At 40.0% G+C, this 23168-nt stretch carries 10 protein-coding genes; 2 read left to right on the top strand and 8 right to left on the bottom strand.

What is annotated here, in order from left to right; translation table 11 throughout:
• Positions 1-644: 644 nt before the first annotated feature.
• The 8 genes from AB674_RS21245 to AB674_RS21210 are packed head-to-tail and all read right to left on the bottom strand — an operon-like array spanning position 645 to position 18346.
• Positions 645-1193 (bottom strand): hypothetical protein, encoded by a 549-nt coding sequence (locus AB674_RS21245; RefSeq protein WP_047779301.1) that lies wholly within the window; start codon positions 1191-1193, stop codon positions 645-647.
• Between the two features lie 7 nt (positions 1194-1200).
• Complete coding sequence (locus tag AB674_RS21240) at positions 1201-2454, bottom strand: condensation domain-containing protein (protein ID WP_047779300.1); 1254 nt, start codon at positions 2452-2454, stop codon at positions 1201-1203.
• On the bottom strand, positions 2451-3722 hold the full coding sequence (locus AB674_RS21235; RefSeq protein ID WP_047779299.1) for a condensation domain-containing protein: 1272 nt from the start codon (positions 3720-3722) through the stop codon (positions 2451-2453). The genes AB674_RS21240 and AB674_RS21235 overlap by 4 nt, the downstream gene beginning before the upstream one ends.
• A gap of 3 nt (positions 3723-3725) precedes the next feature.
• The gene (locus AB674_RS21230; protein WP_047779298.1) at positions 3726-6131 is read right to left on the bottom strand and encodes a glycosyltransferase; all 2406 of its coding nucleotides are present in this window, start codon (positions 6129-6131) and stop codon (positions 3726-3728) included.
• A 10-nt stretch (positions 6132-6141) separates the two neighbouring features.
• The gene (locus AB674_RS21225; protein ID WP_047779297.1) at positions 6142-6906 is read right to left on the bottom strand and encodes an alpha/beta fold hydrolase; all 765 of its coding nucleotides are present in this window, start codon (positions 6904-6906) and stop codon (positions 6142-6144) included.
• Positions 6897-7196 carry an acyl carrier protein gene (locus tag AB674_RS21220; RefSeq protein ID WP_047779296.1) on the bottom strand — a complete coding sequence of 100 codons (300 nt, stop codon included), beginning with the start codon at positions 7194-7196 and terminating at the stop codon, positions 6897-6899. The genes AB674_RS21225 and AB674_RS21220 overlap by 10 nt, the downstream gene beginning before the upstream one ends.
• Positions 7184-11416 (bottom strand): type I polyketide synthase, encoded by a 4233-nt coding sequence (locus AB674_RS21215; protein ID WP_047779295.1) that lies wholly within the window; start codon positions 11414-11416, stop codon positions 7184-7186. Before AB674_RS21215 ends, AB674_RS21220 begins: the two co-directional genes overlap by 13 nt.
• A 21-nt stretch (positions 11417-11437) precedes the next feature.
• Positions 11438-18346 carry a type I polyketide synthase gene (locus AB674_RS21210; protein ID WP_082210692.1) on the bottom strand — a complete coding sequence of 2303 codons (6909 nt, stop codon included), beginning with the start codon at positions 18344-18346 and terminating at the stop codon, positions 11438-11440.
• Between the two features lie 856 nt (positions 18347-19202).
• Between AB674_RS21210 and AB674_RS21205 the strand changes: the two genes are divergently transcribed.
• Positions 19203-20924 carry a flavin monoamine oxidase family protein gene (locus tag AB674_RS21205; protein ID WP_047779293.1) on the top strand — a complete coding sequence of 574 codons (1722 nt, stop codon included), beginning with the start codon at positions 19203-19205 and terminating at the stop codon, positions 20922-20924.
• A 1-nt stretch (position 20925) separates the two neighbouring features.
• A complete protein-coding gene (locus tag AB674_RS21200; RefSeq protein ID WP_047779292.1) occupies positions 20926-22686 on the top strand; it encodes an alpha-keto acid decarboxylase family protein in 1761 nt (586 codons plus the stop codon).
• The last annotated feature ends 482 nt before the right edge of the window (positions 22687-23168 follow it).

Below are 23168 nucleotides of genomic sequence, written 5' to 3'. Positions count from 1 at the left end.
AAAAACAGGAAAAAACTTAGCGGCTTGGCGTCTTTGCGAGATCGTCAAAGCGAGAAGTTAGAAAATTAGGTACTTAAAAAGCTCTGGCCAAAAAGTATATGATCTGCTACTTCTAACAAAAGAAATTTCTAAAAATTATTTCACAACTTTTTAACTTGATTAGAAATTACAGAACTACAAGATATTTGTTCCTCCACAACAATATGTCTTGATCCCAGAATCTGCCATGCAAATGCTCGTGATAAGAAATCTGAAAGTGATGTCTTTTTTGACCGCACATAGGATCCTAGAAAATTTAAAGTACATAACTGAATTAATGCAATCCTGCTAAAATTTAATGTTCAGTGATCCAAAATATTTTATAAAAGGATCATTAAATTTAAAACAGAGCTAAATACCCTAAATACCAAAGCTGACAGGTTTTTGAAACCTGTCAGCTTTAATTCACAAAAGCAAAGAAAATAATCTTTTTACTTCTCGACAACTTTAGGGTTTAACTCATTTTTTAGTCTTTTTTAAAAAAGCAAAAAAGCCATAATTTTCATTAGGACTTTTTTGGTGAGGAGAGCAGGATTCGAACCTTAAGTTTGAAACTCTTATATTTCCTGCTTTTTTTTTTTATTCTGGTATTACCTACACCGATATTAAACTCCCCGATAAGAATCATCAACTTCTATTTGAACCTTTGGTTGAGGTTTGTGTAAATGCTTTTTTAGCCTATATATGGGAAGATAAGTAAACAATATCGAAAGTAGACCTGCAAGGACCGCATCCAGAAGGGCCATAAGGGTAGGATCCAATTTATGGTTGACAGTTAGGCTCTGCTGTGCAAGGAGTAATACAGCTAATACCAGTAAACCGGTTACGATGCCGTGTAACAGACATAATTTTGTTATAAATCTGTTTTTATTCAGGGTATGGTCTATCGCCACTTCGATTGATTCTTTTTGGGCGGCAACAATAACGCGGTTAATGATATCCATGGTCAGGATTACGGGTAAAAATATAGCCATTGGCAATGTTAAACGGGCTAAGCTTTGGGGACCGGCAAAAAAATGAGTATACCCCAATTCTTGAAAACTGGCATAAGCAACAATAAAATTGAAACATACATTGGGAATGATATAGTAAATCGCGCGCTTTCTTAGAAAACGTTTGAGAGATGTTTTTTTGGACTTGGCTGCTGTTGTCATAAGTAATTTATAAAGAGGAAGTCAGTAAAGCTATGGCCTTGTCTCTAATCTTTAAGGCTTCTTCTTTAGGTAAGAAATCTTGATTGGACATCAATGTAAAGTCCATTTGATCCCGATAGGTAGAGGTAACTAAAGTATTTGAATTTAACCAAGGAAATGCTACTGTTGGACTAATGATATCTTCCAGAGTGAAATTTTTATAAACATTAGGGATCTGAAGGCTCCCCATATTGGAAAGCGTCAGATCGTGTCCACCTCGGCTTGATTTTAACAGTCCAATCATTCGATTGACCAGAGGGTGCATTTGTTCCCCCATCCATAGCAGTTCCCGGGCGTCCATTTTTTCTATTTTTTGAGTAAGATCCTGTTTGATATGTTTGGCTTGGTCCAGTATCTGGGAGGTATTCTTTTTTAATGATAATTCTACTGTTGGGGCAAAGGCAAACAAGTGGTCTTTTTTAATTTCAGGAATAAAATGGCGGATATCAATTGGACTAATTACTTTTTTTTTCGCTGCTTTACCTTGTGCATCTTGAAAAGCTTGCATAAACGCGGTACAAAGAAGGGCATGTACAGAAATACCACTGTCTTTACATTTCTGCTTTATAAAAGCGGAGTTGGTTGGATCTACTTTCCAATGAATGGCATAATTTTTTCCGAGATTTCTTTTTTTATTTTTGCGTTGCAGTAAAAAGAAGGACTTTGCCAATAGTAAATAAAGCTTTGCTTTGCGTGTTTTTTTTTGAATATCAAACTGTGGCGACAAAAAATTGTTCACCGATTGAAAGAGTTGATAAGGTTCCAAATCAAGAGTTGGATCATCTATTAAAGCAAGTAATTCCTGCATCAAAGTGACCATGCCGGTTCCATCGCAGATGCAATGCGGCAATACCCATAGCAATTCAGATAATTCCTGTCCTTTGACCCATACCAATTGACCCAGAGGGGAACCTTCCTCTTTAAACTGTCGATACCATTCTTTCTCGGATTCCGCTAACCAATCGGTATCTGTTTGACGTTGTACGATGCGAAGCGGAATTGGTTTTATATTTTCCTTGATGACAAAAACAGGATGTTGCTTATCCTGTAAATCAATTGCCGCACGGAGCAACGGATGTTTGTTTTGGATTTTTGCCAAAGCAATTTGGATGTGTTCTTCTTGAATCTCACCTTTGATTTTTGCCGTAAACACACAATTTAAAGGGGGGTTGGCATCAATAAACATGATTCGTTCTACTAATAAGAGTTTTCGTTTGATCATGAGGCTGCTTGATAGTTTAATCGGCGTTTAATGGAATCAATTAGTTCATCACGAATGGCTAAGGCTTCGTGATAAGGTAAATAACCTTCACTTCCCACAAACGAGAAGTCCATAACACCTTGATAAGTAGAGGTGACCATCGTCGTTGTATTGCCTAGTGGCCCAAGGACGGATGGACTGAAAATAGTTTCTAACGTAAAGGATTGATATTGATGCGGTATCTGAATACGCCCCAAATTGGAAAACATACAATCATTAGACGACTTGCCTCTTTTGAGAAGTTTTGTAAAGCTGTTTAACGCATTATGAGCAGATTCCATAACCATCATGGTGATATAGGGATTAAGTTTGGCTGTTTTGCGATCTACATAATTCTGCATTAAACGTAAATTGTCTAAGAAATTGAGTTTGGGATTGGAGGATAGGACAATCATCAAACCGAAGGCGAAAATATGATCTTCTTTTACCTGAGGAGCAAAGCGCCTGATATCTACCGGACAAGAAACTTTATTAAAGGCTTTGTCTCCGCGTACGTTTTTAAAGATGTCCAGTACGGTCGCACTTAAAAAAGTATTGACTGTGATTTCTAGTGATTTGCAGTGGGAAATAAGCTGTTGACTCGTAGTTTGGTCTAATTTCCAATGAATCAGATAGTCCGTTTGTCTATCAATTGCTTTTTTGCTCACGGGAATACATTTGATCGTTAAGGTTGCTAGTCGACCAATCATTTTTGCCTTAAACCTTTGTTTGTTATTTTTTAAAATAGGTGCAGGAACAACGTCCTGAATACCTAGAATAGGATTTTCGATGCCTATATCTGCTGTCGGATCATCCAATACTTTTAAAAATTCATAAATTAAAGTAATCGCAGAGCCACCATCACATAGGCAGTGATGGAATACAAGCAACATATCTGAGCTATCGTTTCCTTTGATCCACACCAAGCGGATCAAAGGTTTGTTTTTGTAATCAAAGAGTGTATGCCATTCTTGCATAGATTCTTGTTGCCAGTCCTCTTCGCTTTTTCGATCCACAATACGGATCGGAATTGGACTCGTTTGTTCAGGCACTTCAAACCAAGGGACATTCTTCTCATCAATATGAATGTTTGCCCGTAACCAAGGATGTTTTTTCTGAAGTCTGCCTAAAGCATACTGAATATCTTTTTCCTCAAATACACCACGCAGGCGAAAAGGAATAACGGCATGGAACGGTTCTTTTCCTTCACCCAATAACATGCGCTCTCCAAATAATAATCTTCTTTTCATCTTTTATATTGAAGTTAGTACCGAACGTTCTTGTTTTACAAAATCTTCCAATAAGGCAACGGCCTGTTCATTACCGCCTGCCGTTAAGAAAGCCGCCTGAACTTCTTTGGCCGCATTTCTGTATTTAGGGTTTTCCAAGAGCTCAAAGACGGTTTCTCTAAGGGCATCTATTCGAAGTCGTTTGTATCGGATACTGATTCCACAGCCAGCCTGTTCAATTAACTTGGCGGTATGGAAGTGATCGTAAGCGATTGGTGTAATCAACATGGGAAGGCCATTGGTAAAGGTGTCGTTTACGGTATTGAAACCACCGTGACAAATCACCATATCCATATGCGGCATCAATGTGGCTTGTGGGACAAAACCATTTACGATAAAATTTTCGGGCCATTCGTCAAATATGTCGGGTGGCGTTGCTGCAATAATAGTAACGGGTTGGTCTGCAAATGCTTCAATGAGTTTACCAAAAAAAGCTTTGCGAATATCCACTAATAAAGTACCCAAAGACACAAATATTTTTGGCGTCGTGCTGGCTGCTAGCCGTTCCCAGTCAAAAGGACTATTATTGGGGCGGCCTTTGACCGGACCTACAAATTTCATGTGTGTCGGCACAGTTTCAAAACCTGCAAAGGCTTGTGAGGTGAACACCAGGTTTAATTGATGCGAATGTATAAAAATACCTTCTTCAACAATACCGACTTCTTTTTGTAGCTCTTTGATGAGGTTTTGTTGCCATTCAAATATTTTAGGAGCACTTTTCTCTGTGTCTCCCATGACATCTGGTGGCACGGGGGTTGTCGTCACAGAGGGGATGCGATGTTTGTGTGCGAATAAAGCGCCGCCAAAGGTGATGCAATCATTGATAATCACATCAGGTTGCCAGTGATTGTGTAGTGTTTCTAATCCCGGCATCATCATTTTAGCAAAGGGAACATAGGTTTCTTCCAAAGCTAATTTCATGACTTCCGGTCCCGAACAAGAAGGGCCGTCATCTTGGCGTTTTAAGATCTGCTGAAGTTCATCCTGAAAGGGTATAAGGTCCTTTTCGGGATAGATATAAGTTCCTCCTGTTGGAATATGTTCGTCTGCCAGTGGTGTAATGCCAAACCATTTGACTTCATGACCACGAGCGAGTAAACTGGCACCCAAACTTAATGTCGGACTGATATGTCCAAAAAAGGGTGGAACAACAATGAGAAATTTGGCCAGAGGTTCGATAGAGGTTTGCGCAGGAGCTATGGCATGTTCAAGTAGATCTGCTGCGGTTTTTGTTCCGCCTGCCTTTATAAAAGATTGACGTACTTTGAGGGCGGCTTCACGATATTGCGGCTGATTCAAGATAGTATCAACAGCGTTTCTTAGGTGATTTGCTTTAAATCGGTTAAAATTGAGACGTTCACCTGCACCGGTACGTACGACACGTCCCGCAACATGCGATTGATCGTATGCAATTGGAATAACAACGAGTGGCAGACCATGTGAAAGGGTTTCAGAGACCGTGTTATGTCCACCATGGCACACGACAGCATCTAAATGGGGTAGTAAATCCAATTGTGGGACTTGAGAATAGACCATAAAATTTTCAGGCCACTGATCAAATAGATTGGAATCTGAAACAACTACAACCGTTAAATCTTCGTCCTGAAAGGCATCGATTACCTTTTGAAAAAAGGCTTTCTTATGTTCGTGGTCAAATGTGGTACCTATACTGACTAAAATTTTTTTGCGGGGATTACTTTTCAGCTGCTCCCAATCGAAAGCACAGGACAAACGGCGTTCTGTTAGTACCGGACCTGTAAATTGATAGTTGGAGGTGAGCTCCATTTCTCCAAAGAAATACGGAGAAGTTAATACTAAAGTAAGCAAATCAGAACAAGCCAACGATTGGTTTTCCGTGACACCGAGTTCTTTTTGTAAAGCCATGATCTGCTTGACTTCCCATTCATGCACTTTCGGCAGCTCACTGATAATCTTGATGGCTGCCGGGGCTGTTACGGAGGTCGCATAAGGGCGATTCGCTTTTTTTGCAGCTATTGCCGCAGCAAACAATTGATGATCACCGATTACTAAATCCGGTTCATAGGCTTCCAACAGCTTAACGATTCCTTTATAACAATGTCTGTTTAAAGGGATCAAAACTTCTTCATATAAAAACTTGATACTATCAATGCCGTAAACGACTTTCTTTGAGATGATATCCAGATAGTGTTCGCTCTCTCTTTTTTCTTCGTCAGTCTGATCGTATTGGATAAGCAATAGTTGCCCGCCTGCAGGAAGTTTGGAGTTTAAGTTTTGGTCCAAACTGATCCACGCTACTTGATGTCCTCTTTCCAAGAGTTCGGCACCAATGCTCAATGTTGGATTTACGTGACCTGTTAACGGGGGAACAACAAATACAAATTTAGCCATGGTTGTGTAATTAATGGTTAGTTAAAAATTGAACAATAGTTTCTGCGATCTGAATGGGCTCCTGAATGGGAATATTGTGATCTCCATCGATGAGTTTTAGCTCGGCTGTACCGATTTGAGAGTGTAACCATTCTCCTGTCGGCTTGCAATTGGAAGCCGATCCATAGAGTAACAGAGTTGGTATGTGTAATTCGGAAATAGGATCGTGATGTAGAAAATGTTTTTCTTTAACCATATCTGCTTTGATGCTCGTCTGATTAAATAAAAACTCGTATAACCGATGGTTTTTTTCCAACTGTCTTTTTCCCATTTGCATTTTTGTGGTATCCGTAAAATTGGCTACATAATGTTCGAGAAATTCCTTGCTATAGGCTTCGATAATATTTCGTGCTTCTTCATCTTTCGGATCCGGTGCTTCGATGATAACCAATTGACCTAAACGTTTAGGGGCTATCAAAGCCGTTTTGAGTGCAATAAGCCCCCCAAAACTATAGCCAACTAGGTGTGCTTTTTTGATTTTGAGATAATCCATCAAGGCGATTAAATCGGATGACATATTTTCTAAATCATAGCCTTCCAATGTGCGCTCACTTCTGCCATGACTCTTTAAATCATACAGGACCACATGAAAGTGCTGCGCCAAAATGGGAGCAATATTAAAATAATAAATAGCAAGATTACTAAACATACCGTGGATCAGTACCACGGTATCTTCAGCCTCTTTATTTAGTTCTTGTATGTGAACTTTTTTATTGTTAACTGTAATTATTGGCATTCGTAGATGTAATTGATGATCTGATTCAGATCAAGATTGATCAGTTCATCAAGATCCATAGAAGACAGCCATCCGGTGAAATCAATTTGATCGCCAAAGTGTGCTTTGATTTTTTCTGAAAAGGAAACAATCTCGATACTGTCCATTTCCAGATCTTTAGTGAACGAACTTTCCGGACTGATATCCATCTCTTCTACAAATTCTTCACCGATAATTTCTGTAATAAAACCCTTTAACAGGTTGAATAACTCCTCATGATTCATTTTTAATGTCGTGTTTAAAGTGTCCATCCGATAATGTAATTTAGGTGTTTGATTGTTTTGATTTCTATTTGATCGATCCATAGATGATCTCCTTGTATGCGTGTTACTTCATATCTTTTTGGGTTTCCTTTTAACCCCGTTCCCAATAATTTTCCATAAGCTTCTTTTGCTACCCAAAATCGGGTGGTCCATTCGGCTTGATCTCGTTCTTTTAATAATGCTGATTCGACATCGGTGAATACCAATTGATAAAATTCAGGGCTGCGTTCGGCAATGATTTCCATGTCAATACCAACAGGTTTATCTTGCCGCGCAATGGCTACTGCATCTTTTCCTTTATGTGCCAATGAGATCTGGATCTGTTCTGTGGCATTTCCTCTGAGATAAGGTTTGCCTGCGTTATCAGAATAAATTTCAAAGGTTATAGGATAATTGGGTTGATTTTTCTGTTCACTCAATAAATGGCGTACGGCATCTTTTACCGCTACACGACTTACCATCCAATTCTTTCTGCGGTTGGGCAGGAGTTCCTGATAGTATTGTTTTTCCCTTTGATTGAAATAACGTTTCAGTATAAAATCCCAAGAAGATACGCGGGAATAGGCCTGATGAAAGAAAAAGACCTGTGGAGCAATTTCTTCTGACAGACGGTTGTGGAGTGGCGACATGGAAACATTCCATAAAGCTTCATCAATTTCTAATCTCCGGTTTTGCCATCCTTTTATGGAGCACCAAACTTTTCCGTTTCTTTGAAGTACAAGATCAGCGATTGCAAATTCATCGTTTAATTCGGTTAATACGCAGGTACATTCAAATTCACCATCCTGATCGTGTATATCTTCGAAGTATTCAATTTGTTTGATTTTTACAGGGAAAGCAATGCGGTCTTTGGTTAAGGTAAGCTGTAACCATAATCCAAATAATTGTCCTGCATTGTCCAATAAGGAACCCTTACCACCATTGCCTTTTATTTGTCCGATAATACCTTTCTCTCCAACGGCTGATATAGCAGTAATACCTTGATAGGCTTCTCCATGAAACATATGTTTCTCATAAATTTCCAAAGGAGTTCGCTCGATAGGTAATCGTTCGCCTATAGACAGATCAAAAGTAGGCAGTTGAGGATGTGACGCTGCTAAAAATACTTCTGCATTGGCAAAATTCTCAATATCCAAATAGGCGTGATTGTTGGAGCGCCAAATGCCTTTTATTGTTTTTTCAAAAGGTTTGGCAACATTCATCCATTGAAATACACTGACGTGCATGATCTTGTGAATTTTTGTTTCCGGTCGCTCCACCTGTGCTGCTTCTGCCAGTAATTCGAAGATCATGGTCATCGGAATCACAGGTTCCATATCTGCCACATCCGACCAGCCTTTGGGTTGACGCAAAAGACTGTGATCAATAAGATAAGGATGTGTCGCCAAATTGACTTGCAATGTTTTTGAAAAAGGATCGTTAATCACTTGTTTTTTCGTCAAGATAGGTGTGGAAATAACAGTTTGTGTATGATTTTCAAAGACGCTCAATACTTCTTCTTGCATTCGGATCATATCGGCGATATTATCTTGAAAGGCCTGAACTAATGGCTGATTTACTTTTGCATTAGTAAAAACCTCCTTTGGTCGTACGGTATCGATAGATTTTCGCAAGTTTTTTATGGCTTCAAGATCACGGATAATCGGAGATCCTAATTGTAATTTTATACCCTTTTTCGGTAGTGTTTTTCTGTGATTTTGAATGTCTAAAAAATCGAGTGCGAGAACTTTACCTTCTACAAATAATGCGGCTACTACCCGTTGCAACTGGGCAAGAGCTGTTCGGGTGGCTACACTTGAGGCAAGTGTACTGAATGCTTTCCCTTTTAACGTATCATCAATAAAACCGATTAATCCTCCTGTACCTACCTGGATAAAAAAACGGACTCCTTCGTCATAAAGCTTTTCCGTCAGTTCTCGGAATCTTACCGGTTGTACAAGATGTTCAGCACTTAGTTTACGGATAGACTGCTGATCTGCCGGATAAGGCAGGAGTGTAGTAGCAGACCACAGCGGGATTTTTGTTTTTTGAAATTGAACTTTTTCCATACCCGCTAAGATCAAAGGCAATTTATCTGCTACAAAAGGAGAATGAAAGCCGGATTGAAAAGGTAAAATCTGGTGGAATATCTGTTTTGATTTTAATAAAGGTGTCAATTGTTGGAGTGCAACAAGAGTACCGCACAGAATTACCTGATGTGGACAATTATCATTTGAAACGTAGAGATTAGGAATTTGTTCAATCAATGGAGTTATGTACTCAAGACCTGCTCCAATGGCAATGAATTTGGAGTCTTTTAGTTCAAATGTTTTTGGATCAAGGACATCGATCAGATCCTTAACTGAACTTGCTTCGGCCAAGTCTGAAGCATATCCCGCCAACCATTCTCCCATACTATGTCCAGCATTCATATCCGGATAGATTTTCAGTTTTTTTAAAGCACTGTCTAGTATAGCACAATTGTTAAAAATGCCTAATGCGTCGTTTAGCAGCCCTTCGCCCCCAGTTTCTATAGGTGCTGTCAATCCAAAATACCGACTGATTGTTGCAACTTCGCCTTTTTCTAAACCATCCAGTCCCGGAAATACAAAGGCCAGTTTGCCACCAGCTTGTAAAAGAGGAGTGGAGGTGTACCATATATCTTGTTTATTGCGCCAAGCATTATTTTTAGACACAATTTTGATTGCTTTTTGGATACGTTCGGGTGTTGGATCAAAGAGTGCAATGCGATAATCGCCATCTCCTAAAGAAGTATCGTTATCTTGAAGTGCAGAAAGCAATGCTTCACGTGTGGATCTGGCAAGTAACAATACGGCGTCTTTTTTGGGTACATGATAGCCTTCGAGGACTACGTGGGCATTGATGCCTCCAAATCCAAATGCGTTTACTGCTGCGATCTTTGGCAGACCTGTTTGTGACCAGTTTTTAGCTTCTTGAACCGGTGTAAATCGGGTGAGCTGCAGGGAAGCAGTTGGGTTTTCACAATATAATGTAGGGGGCAATGTGTCGTGATGCAGGGCCAGACAGGTTTTGATTAAACCCGCCATTCCCGCAGCAGGCATGGCATGGCCTATATTGGATTTGACAGATCCTATACCGGCACGTGTGGTTGCTTCTGCTTTGCCGAAAAATTGAGCCAGAGTTTGTAGTTCTGTTTTATCTCCTAACGGAGTTCCTGTACCATGAGCTTCCAGATAACCGATTTGTTCTTTATCTAAATCGGCATGTGCCCATGCTTGTTCTAATGCTTTTAATTGACCTTTTACCGAAGGGCTCATGACACTTGCTCCATTGCCATCACTGCTTACGCCTACGCCTTTAATGACGGCATAAATTTTATCCTGATCGCGTACCGCATCTTCCAAGCGCTTCAAGATAACAAAACCACAACCTTCTCCAATGAGTAGTCCGTCTGCATCTTCGCTAAAGGGTTTGATTTGTTGCTGACGCGATAATGCACCCAATTGGCTAAAGATGCTCCAAAAGGCAGCATTTTGACCGGTGTGAACGCCTCCGGCAATCATCATATCACTGCGGCCACATTGCAATTCTTGTACAGCACGGTCTACGGCTATAAGAGCACTTGCACATGCCGCATCAACGGTAAAAGCAACACCTCCAAGATTGAATCGGTTGGAGACTAACGAGGCAACAAGGTTGGGTATTAGCCCCATAGCGGTATCTGCAGAAAACCGTCCTTTGCGTTCCTGAAAGGCCTGTTTTATTTTTTCAATGTCTGCAGAAGATACCTCCGGCAATAGTTCTTGTAAAAGGGAGAAGATCTGTTCGCCTGTACGTACAATTTCAATGGCACGTGTAGCTCCGGGTCCTGTGTAGTTTCCTTTTCCGATGATAATTCCCGTTCGTTCCAATGCAACTTTTTTTTGGAATACACCTGCATCTTCTAGTGCTTTTTGAACAAGATCAAGTGTTAACAGATGGTCGGGTTCAGTGCCTTCAACAGCAAGCGGTAAGATACCAAATGCGGTAGGGTCGAATTCATAATCCGGAATAAACCCACCACGATTACAATAAAAGCGGTCCATAGCTTCTTTGCTATCGCTAAAGTGGATAGGGTCGATGCGTTCTGCGGGGGCTACTTCTGTGGAGTCGACTTTATTGATGATATTCTGCCAGAACGCCTCAGCGTCTTTTGCTCCGGGAAACAGGCAAGATAAACCTATAATAGCAATATCTGTTTTTTTCATAGTAGACGAATACAGCGGTTTTTACCAATTTTTACCGGACATAATTAATACTTGACTTTCGGTTCCATACTTGATTTCGTTAAGGAATAGCTCTTTCCCTTCCTCTAGTGGTATCAACGAAATTCCACGACGTTCGTACTCATTTTCCAATGATGAGGTAACCATTCCTGCCCCTTTCCATGGCCCCCAGTTGATGGAGATTACTTTTCCTTTCAACCTTTTGTTTAAGGCATTGGCATAATCATCCAACACACTGTTTGCTGCTGCATAATCGGTCTGTCCTCTGTTACCATAGACGGAAGCGATGCTTGAAAACAGGACTACGAATTGGCAATCGGAACGCAATTGTTCCGCCAGTACACGTAAGGGTTTTACTTTTGTGTCAAAAACACGTTCAAAGGAACTGGTTGTTTTCTGTTTGAAAAGTTTGTCTTCCAAAAGACCTGCACCATGAATGACACCATCCAATTGTCCGTATTGTTCATAAATATGATGGAGTAGTTGTGTCAATCCTTCTTCATCACAAAGGTCTAAGGAGTGATATACTACTTTATTTCCCAATTGTTCCATGTGGTGAATGGTACTCAGGATTTGATTGTTTTTGAAAATACGAGAGGTCTCTTTTTCAATTTGAGGTGGCGTGGTGAAAGTACCGCTTTTGATGAGGTAGCTTCTGATTTCTTCTCTCGATTTCATTAACTCGACTTCTTTTGAATCGGCGATAACTTCTCTCGGATCTATTGATCTGCCGACAAGAATGTAGGTACATGGATAAGCTGCTGACATATGTTTGACCAGTTCAGAAGTAATGCCTTGCCCGCCTCCGAGGACTAAAACAACAGATTTTTGATCCAGTTGGACATGTGCTTGGTCAAGAGCTGTTAACATGGGCGAAGGTATCATGTCGACTTTATGTCGTTGATTGTCTTTATAAATGACTTCAACTGATTGGTCTGTTGTCAGGATCTCGCTTAATGCAATTGCTGCTATTTGATCCGTTTCCTGTGCCGTATTGAGACTGATTAGCCTGAAGTTAATTTGTTCAAACTCGCGGGCTAAACTTTTGAATAAGCCTGGATAACCCTGATAATGACGCAATGCACGGAGGTCTTTTAATTCTTCAACATGTGCGGGGATATCTGAGATCAAATAAATCCATTGCGCTTTTTCAAGATCCATCTTTTTAATTAAACCAACGTGGTCGATGATGCTATGTTTGACAGTAGCGGAGCCTATATCGGAAATAATCAGTCCATCAAAAATGCTCAGATCTTCTTCAACATGAACCAATTGTACAATTGCACCATGTTGTTCCAGTATCGTTTTAATTGCTCCTGTTTGAGTTCCATTGTCCGGAGCTATTGCAAATAACTTTCCTTTCAGTATTTCAGTATTCTGTCCTTCGGGAATAGCAGTCGGTATTAAATCAAATCGCAGGCGTGTTACTAAACTTTGTACGGGTTCAGTTGTGCTCATTTCACTTATCCAGATTGCCAGACCATTTAGCGTTTTTATGGCTGCTAATTTTTCCATAAGATCATCAGCTTGCTCCTGGTCAGCACCAAATCCGATTTTGACTTTTAGATCGCCGATAATTTCCATTCGTTTAATGGAATCGATACTTAAATCGGCTTCCAGATCCAGATCCAGTCCTAACATTTCTTTTGGATAGCCGGTTTTTTCACTTACGATATCTAAAATGATAATTTGTAGTTCTGCAAGTGTACAGGTAGTTTTATCTGTTGTTAGAGGTGATTCGTGTGATAATTCAATTTTTGTTGTAGTTGAATCAACAGCCCCGGTGTATTCAGTAAGCCAGGTTAGAAGTCCATTTAAAGTCTTTATTGCCGACAGTTGTTCCATGACCGTATCTTCATTTTCTTGAGCAACGGTAAGTATGCCGAGTTCACTGCGGAGTGTTCCGATGATTTCAATTCTTTTAATAGAATCGATACTGAGATCCGCTTCCAGATCCATTTCCATTCCTAACATTTCTTGTGGATAGCCTGTTTTTTCGCACACTACCGTTAACAACAAGGATTTGATATCTGTTGCTGGTGTTTGTACGGTTACTTTAGAGATCGGTTTATCGTTGGTAATTAGCGTTGATACTAATGGATCAGCGGGTCTAATTTCTACTGCTGCAGCATAAACGGGAACGGGACTTATTTGTCCTTGCTGTCCTAAGAAGGAAAGCATGACATCTCGTTGTGCTTGGATCAACATCTTCATGCCGTTTAGATATTCCTGTAGAATGTGCTCTACGGCAGGTTGTGTCTCAGGTGTTTGGATGATCGTAGCATTTGTCATTTGAATGGGAGTTACTATAGGCAGCGCACCATGAGCAGGTAATGTACCTGTTGTCGGATGAGCGGCTTGTCCATTTACGCGCCAAATCGTTGGGCTTTTTTGGTAAAGGTCAGGTTGATCGATCTGGATTAAAGTCGCGTGTCTGTCTTCAAAAAGTTTATTTAAATTAAAGGTGCGGCCCGTTCCAAGGTATTGCGCAAGCATACAAAGGAGATGGGTAAGACTGTTACGGTTGTTATCGTCGACATGTAGTGTCAGCTCCTCTTGGTTTAAGCAAGCTTTTGTTAATCCGGACAGTACTTTTCCGGGACCTACTTCAATAAATATCCTCGCTCCATCGGCATACATCGCTTGGATTTCGTCAGCAAAATGTACAGGTTGAACCAAGTGATCGGTCAATTGTACTTTGATATCAGCTGCCAAATTTGGGTATAAGGTTGCTGTGGTGTTGGACCAAACCGGAATCTGCATTTCCTGAAAAGGAACTTCTTTCAAGACATTGGCATACAAATCTTTCGATTTACTTACCAAAGGACTGTGAAAGGCACAGGCGACCTCTAGTTTTTTGTATGAAATACGTTCGTTTTTAAGTAGCACTATGAATTTGTCAATGGCTGCAGTGCTTCCGGCAACAACGCACTGAGTTGGGGAATTATAATTGACAGGATAGCAATCTTGATGTTGGTCAAGAATCGTTTTCAAGCGATCTGAATCGATGTTTAGGGCTACCATAGTTCCGGGATCACCATCTTGAATAGCATCTAAAATAGATTGTGCCCGTTTGCTACTGAGTTCAACCAACTGTTGCTCGTCAAATACACCGGCAAAACATAATGCGGGTAACTCTCCATAACTATGTCCTGCCAACATATCAGGTATAATGCCGAATGACTGTAGCAATTGAGCTAAGGCAAGATCTACAATACCTAAAAGAGGTTGTGCCAGACGTGTATCTTTAATAGTTTCTTTTTGTGTTTTTAATATCGCGGTATCAAATGTAGCGGAAGGAAAGACCACTTTTTCTAAATCCGGATATTGTGCGATAATTTTGCGCAAGGACGGAAACAGTACAAATAGCTCTCGTGCCATATGAAGGTGTTGGCTGCCTTGACCGGGGAACAGAAATGCAGTTTTACCGGCTCGTTTGTTGACAATAAAGATGTCTTTACTTTCAATGCCCGTTAACAAGAGTTCTATTTTCATGACCAAATCTTCGGCCGTATCTGCCACAATACTTAGTTGAATCGGTTTTTCGGAACCGGCGACTAAGCTGTAGGCAATGTCTTTTAAGGTTAGGCTATCATTGATTTCCAATAAAGTTTTTACCTGTCCTAATTGAATTTTGGCTTGATCATAATCGTCACCACGGAAGACAAATAGTTCGGATGGCCAAGATTGTAGTATGGCGACTTCTTCTTTTTGAGGATGATTTTCGATTACCATATGAAAATTGGTACCGCCAAAGCCAAAGGCGCTAATACCGGCATAACGCTTTTTTTCAGACCACAATCCTGTTGCTGCATGAAATGCAAAAGGGCTTGTATCTGCATTGAAGTAGGCATTGGGCTGTTGGAGATGAAGAGTAGGAGGTTTTACGCCATGGAATACTGCCATAGCGGCTTTGATAAGTCCAGCCAGACCGGCAGCACATTTGGTATGCCCAATTTGGGTTTTTACAGATCCCAGATGTGTCTGAGCCGGTAAAGCTCCCGACCTGCTAAATAAATTGGTGAGCGCGGTAAGTTCCGTTTTATCTCCAACTATTGTTCCGGTACCATGAGCTTCAACTAAACCAACTGCTGCTGCACTGATCCCTGCTTGATCATAGGCACGTTCTAATGCGCGTACCTGACCAATTTTTCGCGGTGCTGTAAGACCAAGGGCTTTACCGTCGCTGGATCCTCCAACACCTTTAATAACGGAATAAATACGGTCACCATCACGTACGGCATCTTCATATCGTTTTAAAACCAAAATGGCTACCCCTTCGCCAAGAGCAATACCGTCAGCAGCACTGTCAAATGTTGCGCAACGTCCTTTGCGGGAGAGGGCATGTGTGCTGGAAAACATCAAATAATCGTTGATACCATTATGTAAATCGACTCCTCCGGAAAGTACCATATCCGATTTGCCTAATATCAGTTCTTGGCATGCTAAATCAATGGCAGCCAGTGAGGAGGCACATGCAGCATCTACGGTAAAATTTCTTCCACCCAGATCCAAACGGTTTGTGATTCTTCCGGCAATAACATTGGCTAATATACCTGGGAACGAATCTTCGGTGGTATGTGGGAATGCTTTTTCTACTTCTTCATGAAGTTCTCCAAAAACTTGTTTATAATAACCTCTGAAACTGTAGCTGTTGGCAAGATCATTTCCACCTTCAGCACCAATTATAACCGATATATTTTCTCTATTGATTTGTTTTTCACCATAACCGGCATCTTCCATGGCACGTTTGGCAACGAGTAAGGTTAAAAGCTGTGTGGGCTCTATCGCTGCAAGTGATTGTGGTGGAATACCAAATTCTAAAGGGTCAAAATCTATTTTTGGAATAAAGCCACCCCATTTTGAATGGGATACATCTGAACCAGTGGAATCGGGTTGGTAATAGATCTCTTTATTCCATCGCTCGTCCGGTACTTCGGTGACACAGTCTTTTCCAAGAATGATATTACGCCAGTATTCTGCTAAATTTTTGGCACCCGGGAACACGCATTCCATACCTATAATAGCGATGTCCAACGCTTTTTCGGTTGATGAAGGTTCTTGTGGTAATACTGCCTGTTTAATATATTTTTGATTGTCGATAGCAACGTCACGGTGCAGTGATTCCAATGTAATCACTTGGTTGTGCATGGTGGCTATTTGTCCGATCATATACATGCCCAAATCGAGCTGTTGGTTTTGAGGTATAGTAACGAGTGCTTCACCTTGACGGTCAATACCTTTTGCTGCAATCCTGAGACGTCCTACATTCAGTTTTTCAAGCTGTTCCCAAATTTGCTTTTTGTCCATTCCAAGGGCTAGCAGTTTTTTCTTTTCCTCCTCAAAATGTAAGGCGAATGTCGTATTTAAACAACGTGTTTCATGACCTGGTGCGGTTTCCAGCAAAACGGTATCTTTGGCTTGCATCGCTTGTTGCTGGAACTCTTGTTGAATGGCACCTGTACGCACAGCTTCCTGTGTATACAAATAGGCTGTTCCCATCAATACACCAACCTTTACACCTCGGGCCGCCAGAGGGGCAGCCATTATAGAGACAAAGGCCGTGGAAAAAGCATTATGAATTCCACCGGCAAAAAATACACTTATATTTTCCGGATGATCTTCTTTTAAGATGCGCTCGATTTGTTTTTCCCAAAGTACGGTGCTGGAGAGTGGGCCAACATGTCCACCACATTCCCGACCTTCAAAGACGAAATTTTTGGCACCTTCTTTTAGGAAAATATCCAATAATGCAGGGGATGGGACATGTAAAAAGGTTGTGATACCGGCTTTTTCAAATACTTTAGCTTGTGCAGGTCGCCCTCCCGCGATCAGTACTACCGGAGGTTTTGCTTCAAGGATATAAGCGGTCTGTTCTTCTCGCAATTCTTGTGGTGCAAAACCTAATATTCCTATACCCCAAGTTTTATCGCCGGCAAGTTTTTGAGTTTCTACAACTAGTGCTCTTGCTTGTTCACCTTTGAGCAAGGAAAGCGCGATAAAAGGCAAAGCTCCCGTTTCTGCTACAGCATTAGCAAATGCCGGAACATCACTCACGCGGGTCATGGGGCCTTGTGCAATAGGGTAGCGCAGGCCAAGTTGTTTTGCCAATGGATTGTTCTGGTCAATAATTGGTGTTGCTTTTGCTTGTTTCAGATGGCCATATAGGGCTTCTTTAAATCCAAAAATCAATTTTTTTAGCGTTTTGAAATTTTCATGCAGGTCCGTTGCTAAAGCAATATCTTGTCCCATAGGAATGTAACTCCTGTTAAGGTCAAGGTCATTAAAATACTGTTCTAACTCTTCGATAGAAACATTTTCAGATAAAACAGGTGAATTGGGTCTAACCAATACGCGATGATGTGCGATGATCTTGGTTTCTGTCCCATTTAATTTTGAACATAGATTTTTAAGGTCTTGAGGAATGGTACTTTCCGGATATAGTGCCAATTGACTGTCTAATACAATACCTTTTGCGCCAAGTGCTGTTGCAGCAGCGGCCGTATGGAGGCCTATTCCTCCTTGTATCCATACCGGTATGGTATTGATTTCTTGTATGATACGTTGAAATAGAACAAAGGTAGATTCATAACCAACTAATCCTGCAGCTTCATTTCCTTTCACAATAATTCCAATAGCTCCCAGTTGCTCGGCTTCTCTTGCTTGCTCAAGATTACTTACCTGATAAATCCGTGATACATTAGGATAGGTGTTTATTGCGATCCCAAAGGGAAGGATAACTAGACTTACCTGTTCGGACAGTTGAAGTGATGTTAGCTTGTCATTTGTGAGATAGATACCGTAGGAAGGTATACTGATGCGGTCAAGTTGATTTAATGCTTCTTGAGCGATTGTTAGATCATTTCCTAAACTTAATACGGGGAATGCTCCGGCCTGATGTAGTGTAGACATCAAATTGACGTCAGGCTTTTCAAAAGGTGTTATTCCTATAATGGTTAAATTTTTCATTCGTTGATGATATTTAATTTATATATGGGGATAATAAAATTATAATTAAGACCTTAGGAGTAATATTCGCTAGTGAGGCATAGTAGAGTAAAAGTAGTTAATTTCTGCTAAATTTGTAAGTGACAATGTTAATTTTATGGTTATTTTTTTACATAAATGAAGAATAGTGGATTGTCATTAGTCTGGCGCTCAGAAATTAATTTATTTTTCAGGCCTTTTTAGGGATGTTTTTGATTTTTTCGTACGGTTATCTACTGTGTTTTTTTCTTTTTGGTAACATTCAGATCTTCATTAGTAATGACTTGATAACTTTGGACAGGTAAAGGAATTTTGATGAGATGTTACCTTTTAATGAATTGGTTCTTGGTGGAGATCTGGGGATTGTAGGCAGACTTTAATTGCTCGTTTTTCATGTTTTTTTGTTTGATTATCGGGAGCATGGAAGCAGGATCAGTTTTGCTGTAGAAGTTTCTATTGGCTTCATAACATTTATGTTAAGGCATAATGTTTTTTGTTAATCAAAGAATAAATACTATTATTTAGAATTCTTTAACCTCTTAGAGCTATGAGTAGTTGACCGCTTTCTGTTTTAGTATCCATTAAAGTATCACCTCCACTTTTGAATACTTATTCTAAATGTCTAAAATACTTTTTTAAATCAGAGAGATAAAAAAAATGGCTTTCTATCACTTAAAAACAGGTAGAACTACGCACGATAATCAAAGTTTTAGTGAGTTTATTTGTTGTTAATAAAGATTTTATTCACATAGTATAAATCAAACAACTAAACTCCCTGATCATGGAAAACTACTTACATGGCTTACTCGATGAAGAAAAAGACCCAATTATTAAGCAATATTTAAAATATATAGACGAAGGAATTCCGCATACTGATAAGCAAAAAGACGTATTAATCATTGGTGCCGGAATGGCCGGAATGGTAGCTGCAGCGATGTTAAAGGAAGCGGGCCATAATGTAACGATAGTCGAATCTAATACCCGTGTTGGTGGAAGGATTAAGACTTTCCGAAATTCTACGGACAAGAAATATTTTGAAGACGATACCGTTTATGGCGAAGCCGGTGCAATGCGCATCCCGACTATACATAACATGGTACTCAGATACATCGAAAAACTCGGACTCAAAACAGAGCCTTTTTATTATTTGTCTGTCGATAAGGCTCAGGCAATTGCACATCAGGCAGATCCTGCCAAACCGGAACCGGATGTTACAAGAAACTCTCTTTTCTATATTAACCGAAAACGTGTTGTTCAAAATGAATATATTCCAAAGGATAAGAAGAAAATTGTCGATGTAAATGAATTGCTCGACTTTAATTTGGGTAGTAGCGAAAACATGCGTGCCGACCAGTTAATGGCGAATCTCATCAATCCGCTTAAAGATTTTATTGCAGAAGATCCGAAGAAAAACTGGCCGTTGCTGATTGAGCGTTACGGAGAATATTCGATGCGTCGTTTCTTGAAAGAACATTCCATGTACTCAGAAAATGCTATCGAAATGATTGGCGTCATTCAAAACCTGGAATCCAGGATGGCTTACGATTTTATCCAGAGTTTTATAGAGCAGAATATTATTAAAGATTCTACGCAATTTATGGAAATCGTAGGAGGATGTGACATGCTGCCCAATGCCTTTTTTAAAGCCCATAAACTAGAAGAAAATACCTATTTCGATTGCAGGATGACAAAAATGATGCTTGTCAATGAGAAGGTAAAAATAGAGGTAAACATAGAGGTGAAGCGCGACTCCCAGTTTTATGAAGATGCAGGGTACAAAGCATTAGAAACATCTGTTAGTGATATGGAATTTGATGAAGTAATTGTGACTATACCTTTTTCGGCACTAAGGCACGTTTATGTAACACCACAATTCGAGCAAGAAAAACGAAAAGCAATTCGGGAATTGCATTATGATTCTGCTACTAAAATATTGCTTGAATTTCGTGAAAAATGGTGGCAGGAAGCACCGTATAATATCGTTGGGGGTGGTACAATTACTGATTTTTCCAACCGTTTTACGTATTATCCGAGTAATGATTTAGGAAGTAAAGGGCATGGTGTAGTACTGGCTTCCTATTGCTGGTCAGACGAAGCGAGCCGCTGGGATTCTATGGATGATGATGACAGGTATTTCTATGCACTTAAAAATCTTGCCATTATGCACTCCGATGATAAGAAAGAACAGCAACGCATTATCGACCTTGCGGTAATCACTTCAAGCATCAAAAACCGCAAAGGGGAAACCGGAAAATTAATTGGTGCCGCAACACAAAGCTGGATGCGCGATCCTTATGCCTATGGCGAAGCGGCAATCTTTAATCCGGGTCAGCTGCAGTTATTACAGCGTCATATCATTTCGACCGATTGGCAAGGAAAAGCACATTTCGCTGGAGAACATACTTCGCTGAAACATGCCTGGATAGAAGGTGCTATCGAGTCCGGAATCCGTACTGCACTGGAAGTTAACGAAAATACTGGTAATCTCAATAACCCGATTTAAGATGTCAGAGAAAAAAATATCAGTAGCAAAATACCTGCAAATACGCCTTGAACAATTAGGTCTCACCCACTTATTTGGTATTGCGGGCAATTATACCGCACCGTTTTTAAATACGATCCTTGAGGACAAAAACGCGAAAATTAAAATCGTTAATGATACAAATGAAATAAATGCCGGACACTGTACTGATGCTTATGCAAGACAAAACGGTTTTGCGGCAGTAGCAGTAACTTATGGAGTGGGAGCGTTTACATTGTTGAATTCCGTTGCGGGTTCTTATGTAGAACATTGTCCTGTACTTGTCATTAATGGGGCTCCGACCAACAAAGATCAGCAGCGAAGCCTCGTTCAAGGCATGCTGGCATCGCATATGACAGGTGATATGTATAGTAACATCAATGTGTTCCGAAACGTTACCGTTGCGGCAGAACAAATCACAGGTTCATCAGATGCTCCTTATAAAATTGATGCAGTGCTGAATGCCTGTATTTTATATGGAAGACCGGTTTACCTTGAGGTTTTTGAAGATGCATGGCGAATGGAATGTAATCCGCCTGTCGCTCCATTGGTAGAAAGAGAGACATCAAAATGTCAAACAAGCGCACGCAAGGCAGCACAAAGAGTCGCTGCGATGGCTCGTGGAAAAGAAATCATTTTCTGGGGCGGAATTGAAATCCAGCGCTACGGTATTCAAAAAGAATTCCTGGATCTGATTGAAACTACCAATACGGAATTTGTAACTTCCATACTCGGGAAATCAATCGTATCCGAAAACCATCCTAAGTTCAAAGGGGTTTTTAATGGCAAGGCATCTCCAAAAGATGTCAAGGAACAATTCGAAAAAGCCCAGTTAAAAATAGGCCTTGGTGTATGGACCACCGGTAAAAACCTAGGTGGTTTTGATGTTTGGAAAGACGATACTGTACTTGCCAATCACAGCGGTGTCAGGATAGGTCCTTCTTATGTAGCGAATGTATCGCTAAGGGATTTTATGATATTCCTGAAAGAAGAACTTACCAAAGTTACCTTTAGTGCCTACGAAATGTATGACACAAATTACCTGCCTGAATCATTTTTTGTAGCTGATGATGAGATAACGGAAAAAGAGAAACCAGCCCTTACCTACGATACTTTTTTCCAACGTATCAATAGCTTTATAAATGGTAGTTATATAGTAGTTGCCGATGCCGGTTTTCCTTTATTGGGTGCCCAAGGCATTCGTATTGCAGAACCTAATGGATTTGTGGCGCAGGCATCATGGCTTTCTATCGGTTATTCTGTACCTGCTGCAACCGGAATAAAATGTGCCAGACCTGATAAAAGACCGGTAGTATTTGTTGGAGATGGTGCTTTTCAGGAAACCTGTCAGGCAATATCAACACAGAATAAATTGAAACATGATACTATTGTTTTTGTGTTGGATAATGGTATTTATGGTATTGAACAAATGCTTGTGAATCCAAATCCTTTCCGTGGCGCTGACAAAGTAGAATATAGTATCCCCGATTTAAACAGCGTTTATGACTACAATGAAATGCATCGTTGGAAATATGCCAAGCTCGTTGATGTATTTGGAGGCAAAGGTTTTGAAGTTAGCAGTCTCGACGAACTCGAAGAAGTTTTGGAACAACTTGATACGATTAAGGAAAATACAATTATACATGTGAACATTCCAAAGACATCTATTCCGGAAGCGATTGCTTACAAAACGGAAGAGCCGGGTGAGGATGAATTTTTAGATAAAGACTGGAATTTATGTTAAGTTAAAAATCAGAGACTTTGTTGTATCTGTGTGTAACTTGTTGTCTTTAGTGCTTTGAAAAATATTATATGAATACCAAAGGACATTGTTATCCTACAATAGTAATTTGCAGAGCGCACATTAGTATCTATATATCGTATGAGGTTTTGAAAATTTTCATTAAAGCTTGGTAGATGTTGTAAATTATGTAAAAATAGAGTTCGTAGAATCAATGTTTTTGCTGAAATAGCATAAAAGAAAGAATAATCTTAAAATTGCTTAAAGAGTTTTTTAGTGTAAACTTTATGTTATCAGATTGTTATGAAAAACTTTGAAAAAAAGAGTAAAAAAAGAGGGTTAAAAGTATTGTAAATGTGAATTAAAGATGTAGTTTTGCACCCGCTTTGCAACACAAGCGAAAATAAAAAGAAACACACGTTCGTAGACATATTGAATTGACAGCCGTTTTAACAGAGATGTTAAAACAAAAGAATAAGAGTAAT

Source organism: Flavobacterium sp. ABG (assembly GCF_001027725.1).
Lineage (GTDB): Bacteria > Bacteroidota > Bacteroidia > Flavobacteriales > Flavobacteriaceae > Flavobacterium > Flavobacterium cupriresistens.
This window is presented reverse-complemented; position numbering and strand designations above follow the sequence as displayed.